This window comes from Pseudomonas sp. PS02303 (assembly GCF_029959925.1).
Lineage (GTDB): Bacteria > Pseudomonadota > Gammaproteobacteria > Pseudomonadales > Pseudomonadaceae > Aquipseudomonas > Aquipseudomonas mandelii.
On sequence record NZ_JASCOM010000290.1, the window covers coordinates 1 to 7,066 of the forward strand.

Sequence of the window (7,066 nt, forward strand, 5' to 3'; positions counted from 1 at the left end):
AGCCTGCTCGCGAAGAGGGCGTGTCAGTCGACATCAATGTCGCTGAGATACCGTCTTCGCGAGCAGGCTCGCTCCCACAGGTGATCGCCTCCTGATCAGGCCTGGACGCTCAGGCCGTATTCCGCCGCTGCATCCTGCAACCACAACCACCAGTAATCCGAGAAGCTGCGACGGATCAGCAGTTCCCAGGTGTCTTCGGCGGTGTGGCGGATCACCAGTTGCGACTTGGCAAACACGGTGCCGACAGCCTTGCCCACCGGGAAACTGTTGGGGTGCACGTCGTAGCTGGTGGATTTCATCAGCACCTGGCGCACGTTCGGGCCGCTCAGTTCGAGGATCTGCTGGCCACCGCTGACGTTGGTGATCGCGATGTGCAGGTCGCCCAGCGCTTCACGCAGTTTTTGCTCGGCCGCGAATTCTTCGCCGGTCGGCACGATCAGCAGCCATTCATCCGGCCCCATCCATTGCAGGCTGGTTTCGCCTTTGACGACGACGGTCAGCGCGGCCGGCAGTTCGATCCCGAGGGCCTTGTGCACGCCAGCGGCGAACGCCGCATCGTGGCCATCACCACGAATGGTCAGGTGGCCGAGGAGTTTTTTCTCACGCACGATCACGCCGGCGCTTTTACGGCCCTTGCCCACCAGGCTGGCGAGGTCGGCATGATGCAGCGACGACTCGGCCTTGGCCCCGGTGGTTGGGCGTTGTTGGTACACATTGGCTGCGGTCATAAAGCACCTTTCCTGAATTCTGTTGGTTCCTGTGGTGGCTGCACTGCCGTCATCGCCAGCAGGCTAGCTCCCACATTTGACCGCGATCTCCTGTGGGAGCGAGCCTGCTCGCGAAGGCGGTAGCAGGCACCCCACAGGACCCGAAGCCATTAGATGTTCTGGCGATCACCCTTTGGATCGAAGAACACCGAAGAAACGATTTCCGCCTCGATCACGCTGCCATCGGCCAGCGGTGCGAACACGCGCTCACCGATGCGCTTCAAACCGCCCTTCACCACGCCCATGGCAAACGAATAGCCCAGGGAGTTGTGCAGGTAGCTGGAAGTGACGTGACCGACCATCGTCATCGGAATCGTCTGCTTGGTGTTGAACACCAGTTGCGCACCTTCCGGCAGCCATTTGGTCGGGTCGATCGGCTTCAGGCCCACCAACTGTTTGCGTTGATCACGCATGCAGTCTTCGCGGTTCATGCCACGCTGGCCAATCCACGAGAACGGTTTGGTGCGACCGACACACCAGCCCATGTTCAGGTCGTCCGGGGTCATCGAGCCGTCGGTGTCCTGACCGACGATGATGAAGCCTTTCTCGGCCCGCAGGATGTGCATGGTTTCGGTGCCATACGGGGTCAGGTTGTACTGCTTGCCAGCCTCGACGATTTTCTCGAGCACGCCCATCGCATAGTCGGCTTGCACGTTGACTTCGTACGACAGCTCACCGGTAAACGAAATCCGGAAAATCCGCGCTGGCACACCGCCGACCAACGCTTCTTTCCAGGTCATGAACGGGAAGGCTTCGTTGCTCAGATCGGCGTCGGTCACTTCGCTGAGCAGCTTGCGGCTGTTCGGCCCGGACAGGGTCATGGTTGCCCAGTGATCCGTCACGGACGTGAAGTACACCTTCAGGTCTGGCCATTCGGTCTGGTGGTAGATTTCCAGCCATTGCAGCACGCGAGCAGCGCCGCCGGTGGTGGTAGTCATCACGAAATGGTTGTCGGCCAGGCATGCGGTCACGCCGTCGTCGAACACCATGCCGTCTTCTTTGCACATCAGGCCGTAACGGGCCTTGCCCACGTCGAGCTTGGTCCAGGCGTTGGTGTAGATGCGGTTCAGGAACTCGCGGGTGTCCGGGCCCTGGATGTCGATCTTGCCCAGGGTCGAAGCGTCCAGCAGGCCGACGCTGTCGCGCACGGCTTTGCATTCGCGTTTCACCGCAGCGTGAATGTCTTCACCGTTTTTCGGGAAGTACCAAGGACGCTTCCACTGACCGACGTCTTCAAACTCGGCGCCGTTTTTCACGTGCCAGTGATGCAGCGCGGTGTGACGCACCGGTTCGAAGATGTGCCCACAGTGACGACCGGCCACGGCGCCGAAGGTAACCGGCGTGTAGTTCGGGCGGAACATGGTGGTGCCCATCTGCGGGATGGTCACGTTCAGCGAACGGGCGGCGATGGCCAGGCCGTTGACGTTGCCGAGCTTGCCCTGGTCCGTGCCGAAGCCCAGTGCGGTGTAGCGTTTGACGTGCTCGACCGACTCGAAGCCTTCGCGGGTCGCCAGTTCGATGGCGGCGGCGGTGACGTCGTTTTGCAGGTCGACGAATTGCTTCGGTCCGCGCGAGGTGCCTTTTTCGTGCGGCACCTGGAACAGCGCCAGGGTGGGCTCTTCGAGACGGCTCAGGGCTTTCGGCAACGTGCCTTCGACCACACTGAAACCGGCTTCGCTGGCTGCGCGAGCGCCGCCTTCAAAACCATCGGCCAACGAATCGCCGAGGCCATAGACGCCGTTGATGCCACCGACGCACACGCGTTTCTGCGGTGCTTCGCCCGGTACGAAACCGAGGATGTCTTCACGCCAGATCGGTTTGCCACCCAAGTGCGAAGCCAAGTGAACCACCGGACTGTAACCACCGGAGCTGGCGATCAAATCGCAATCAAGCCACTCGCCAGGGCTGGTCACGGCGTGTGCTTTGACATCGATCGCGGCAACGCGAGCGGCGGTCACGTGCTTGCTGCCACGGGCCTCGATCACGGCGCTGCCGGTCAGGATGCGAATGCCTTTGGCGCGCGCTTCTTCAACCAATGCACCGCGCGGATTGCTGCGGGCGTCGGCGATGGCCACCACTTGCAGGCTGGCATCGAGCCAATCCAGAGCAACGCGGTAGGCGTGATCGTTGTTGGTCGACAGCACCAGTTTCTTGCCCGGTGCCACGCCGTAACGGCGAACGTAAGTCGAGACAGCGCCGGCCAGCATGTTGCCCGGCACGTCGTTGTTGCCGTAGACCAGTGGGCGCTCGTGAGCGCCGGTTGCCAGCACCACACGTTTAGCGCGAACCCGGTGGATGCGCTGACGCACCTGGCCAATCGGAGCACGGTCGCCGAGGTGATCGGTCAGGCGCTCGTGAATGGTCAGGAAGTTATGGTCGTGGTAACCGTTGACCGTGGCGCGCGGCAACAGCAGCACGTCCGGGGTGTCTTTCAGTTCGGCGATGACGCTGGCGACCCACTCGGCCGCTGGCTTGCCGTCGAGGCTTTCGCGGGAGTCGAGCAGGCTGCCGCCGAACTCTTCCTGTTCATCGGCGAGGATGACACGAGCACCGCTGCGCGCAGCCGCCAGTGCAGCGGCCAGACCTGCGGGGCCACCGCCGACGATCAGCACGTCGCAGTGCTGGTTCATGTAGTCGTAGGTGTCCGGATCGTTCTCGGTCGGCGAGCGGCCAAGGCCGGCGGCCTTACGGATGTACTTCTCGTAAGTCATCCAGAACGATTGCGGGTACATGAAGGTTTTGTAGTAGAAGCCCGGCGGCATCAGCTTGCCACCGACCTTGCCGAGAATCCCCATCATGTCGTTGTTCACGCTTGGCCAGCCGTTGGTGCTGGTGGCGACCAGGCCTTGATACAGCGCTTGTTGCGTGGCACGTACGTTCGGGATCTGCGTGGCTTCGGTCGCGCCGATCTGCAGCACGGCATTCGGCTCTTCGGCGCCAGCAGCGAAGATGCCGCGCGGACGGGAATACTTGAAGCTGCGACCGATGATGTCGACACCGTTGGCCAGCAGGGCAGCGGCCAGCGAATCGCCTTCAAAGCCTTTGTAGACCTGACCGTTGAAGGTGAAGCTCAGCACTTTGTTGCGGTCGATCCGTCCGCCGTTGGACAGGCGATTGATCTGGCTCATACCTTCTCTCCCAGAGCCGTCGTGGCCGCTTTCGGGCTATCGGTCTTGTCGGTGAACTGCGGCTTGGCGCCGATCTTGTAGGTCTCGAGAATCTCGTAGGTCACGGTGTCGCGGGTCGCGTTGAAATACTGACGGCAACCGGCGACGTGATCCCACAACTCGTGGTGCAGACCGCGAGGGTTATCGCGGAAGAACATGTAGTCGCCCCACTCCTCGTCGGTGCAGGTGTTCGGATCCAGTGGGCGCGGAATGTGCGCCTGGCCGGATGCGTGGAATTCCTCTTCGGAGCGCAACTCGCCGCAGTGAGGACAGAAGATATGCAACATGGGGATTTCTCCTGTTAGTGGGCAACCGCAGCAGCGCCGTGTTCATCGATCAACGCACCGTTGTGGAAACGGTCGATGGAGAAAGGTGCAGCCAATGGGTGCATTTCACCCTTGGCCAGACTCGCGGCAAACACGTTGCCCGAGCCAGGTGTGGCCTTGAAGCCGCCGGTGCCCCAACCGCAGTTGAAGAACATGTTCGGGACCGGGGTTTTCGAGATGATCGGGCAGGCATCCGGTGTGGTGTCGACGATGCCGCCCCACTGCCGGTTCATGCGCACGCGGGACAACACCGGGAACATCTCGACGATGGCCTGGATGGTGTGCTCGATCACCGGGTACGAACCACGCTGGCCGTAGCCGTTGTAGCCGTCGATACCGGCGCCGATCACCAGGTCGCCCTTGTCGGACTGGCTGATGTAACCGTGTACGGCGTTGGACATGATCACGCTGTCGATAATCGGTTTGATCGGCTCGGACACCAGCGCTTGCAGCGGGTGGGATTCGATCGGCAGGCGGAAACCGGCGAGTTTGGCCATGTGCCCGGAGTTACCGGCGGTCACCACGCCGACGCGCTTGGCGCCGATGAAGCCTTTGTTGGTTTCAACGCCGATGCACACGCCGTTTTCCTTGCGGAAGCCGATCACTTCGGTCTGCTGGATCAGGTCCACGCCCAAGGCGTCGGCGGCACGGGCAAAGCCCCACGCCACGGCATCGTGACGGGCCACGCCGCCGCGACGCTGAACGGTTGCGCCCATCACCGGGTAGCGAGTGTTCTTCGAGCAGTCGAGGTACGGGATCTCGTCGGCCACTTGCTTGGCATCGAGCAGTTCACCGTCCACGCCGTTGAGGCGGTTGGCGCTGACCCGACGCTCGGAATCACGGATGTCTTGCAGGGTGTGGCACAGGTTGTAAACGCCGCGCTGGGAGAACATGACGTTGTAGTTCAGATCCTGGGACAGGCCTTCCCACAATTTCATCGCGTGTTCGTACAGGTGCGCCGACTCGTCCCACAGGTAGTTGGAGCGAACGATGGTGGTGTTGCGCGCGGTGTTACCGCCGCCCAGCCAGCCTTTCTCGACCACGGCCACGTTGGTGATGCCGTGCTCTTTGGCCAGGTAGTAAGCCGTGGCGAGACCATGCCCGCCACCGCCGACGATGACCACGTCATAGACCTTTTTAGGGGTCGGCGTGCGCCACATTTTCTGCCAGTTTTCGTGATGGCTGAGGGAGTGTTTGAAGAGGCCGAAGCCCGAGTAGCGTTGCATAGTCATTTACTCCAAAACCGCGCTCAGCGATAAACCGGGAAGTCCGCGCACAGGGCCGACACTTGCTGGGCAACATTCGCTTCCACGTCGGCGTCGCCGAGGTTGTCGAGGATGTCGCAGATCCAGCCGGCCAGTTCCACGCACTGGGTCACCTTGAAGCCGCGCGTGGTCACCGCCGGGGTGCCGATGCGCAGGCCGGAGGTCACGAACGGCGACTGTGGATCGTTCGGGACAGCGTTCTTGTTGACGGTGATGTGGGCGCGACCGAGTGCTGCATCCGCCTCTTTGCCGGTGAGGCCCTGACGGATCAGGCTGACCAGGAACAGGTGGTTATCGGTGCCGCCGGACACTACATCGTAGCCGCGTTTGATAAACACGCCGGCCATGGCCTGGGCGTTGTCGATCACTTGTTGCTGGTAAACCTTGAAACCAGGCTCCAGCGCTTCCTTGAAGCACACGGCTTTACCGGCGATGACGTGCATCAGCGGGCCGCCCTGTGCGCCGGGGAATACCGCAGCGTTGAGCTTTTTCTCGATTTCTTCGTTGGACTTGCACCGGATCAGGCCGCCACGCGGACCGCGCAGGGTCTTGTGGGTGGTGGTGGTGACCACGTCGGCGTACGGCAGCGGATTCGGATACAGGCCAGCAGCGACCAGACCGGCCACGTGGGCCATGTCGACGAACAGCAGCGCACCGACCTTGTCGGCGATCTGACGGAAACGTGGGAAGTCGAGGGTCTTGGAGTAAGCCGAGAAGCCGGCAACGATCATCTTCGGTTTGCATTCGACCGCCAGGCGCTCGACTTCGTCGTAATCGATCAACCCGGTTTTGGTGTCGATGCCGTACTGCACGGCGTTGTACAGCTTGCCCGAGGACGACACTTTGGCGCCGTGGGTCAGGTGACCACCGTGGGCCAGGCTCATGCCGAGGATGGTGTCGCCCGGCTGGATCAGGGCCAGATACACAGCACTGTTGGCCGAAGAGCCGGAGTGCGGCTGGACGTTGGCGTAGTCGGCACCGAACAGTTGCTTGGCGCGTTCGATGGCCAGCGCTTCAACTTTATCGACGTGCTCGCAGCCACCGTAGTAGCGCTTGCCCGGATAGCCTTCGGCGTATTTGTTGGTCAGGCCGCTGCCTTGCGCTTCCATGACGCGTTTGCTGGTGTAGTTCTCTGACGCGATCAGCTCGATGTGATCTTCCTGGCGTTGCTCCTCGGCATTCATCGCCGCCAGCAGTGCATCGTCGTAACCCTGGATCTGGTCTTGCTTGCTGAACATCGCGTCTCTCCCAGCGGCATCTATGCGCCATTCGTCTCGGTAAGGCACCGGTGTTTCGACAGTGCCCTTTGATGCGATGGTATGACCGGCGCAGACAGGCCAAATGCCTACGGACGCCACGCAAAGGTGCGTTTACGACATGGCGGGAAATGGCATGCCGAACACACTCCTCAAATCACCAAGGAACCCCTGTAGGAGTGAGCCTGCTCGCGATAGCGGTGGGTCAGGCAACATCAATGCTGGCTGTGACGGCCTCATCGCGAGCAGGCTCACTCCTACAGGGGTCAGGCGATTGCCTGGCGC

The 7,066-nt window shown here is 61.8% G+C and carries 5 protein-coding genes; all 5 read right to left on the reverse strand.

All coding sequences use genetic code 11. The features are described from left to right. Window positions 1–95: 95 nt before the first annotated feature. A complete protein-coding gene (soxG, locus tag QMX98_RS30585; RefSeq protein ID WP_010467044.1) occupies window positions 96–728 on the reverse strand; it encodes a sarcosine oxidase subunit gamma family protein in 633 nt (210 codons plus the stop codon). Between the two features lie 149 nt (window positions 729–877). Beyond that, complete coding sequence (locus QMX98_RS30590) at window positions 878–3,895, reverse strand: sarcosine oxidase subunit alpha (RefSeq protein ID WP_282411873.1); 3,018 nt, start codon at window positions 3,893–3,895, stop codon at window positions 878–880. Then, window positions 3,892–4,221, reverse strand: coding sequence for a sarcosine oxidase subunit delta (locus tag QMX98_RS30595; RefSeq protein WP_010467039.1), 330 nt, complete (start codon window positions 4,219–4,221; stop codon window positions 3,892–3,894). The genes QMX98_RS30590 and QMX98_RS30595 overlap by 4 nt, the downstream gene beginning before the upstream one ends. A 14-nt stretch (window positions 4,222–4,235) precedes the next feature. Then, the gene (locus tag QMX98_RS30600; RefSeq protein ID WP_007947735.1) at window positions 4,236–5,486 is read right to left on the reverse strand and encodes a sarcosine oxidase subunit beta; all 1,251 of its coding nucleotides are present in this window, start codon (window positions 5,484–5,486) and stop codon (window positions 4,236–4,238) included. A 23-nt stretch (window positions 5,487–5,509) separates the two neighbouring features. Continuing rightward, entirely contained in the window at window positions 5,510–6,763 is a 1,254-nt protein-coding gene (gene glyA, locus QMX98_RS30605; protein WP_282411874.1) for a serine hydroxymethyltransferase, read from the reverse strand. Window positions 6,764–7,066: the final 303 nt, after the last annotated feature.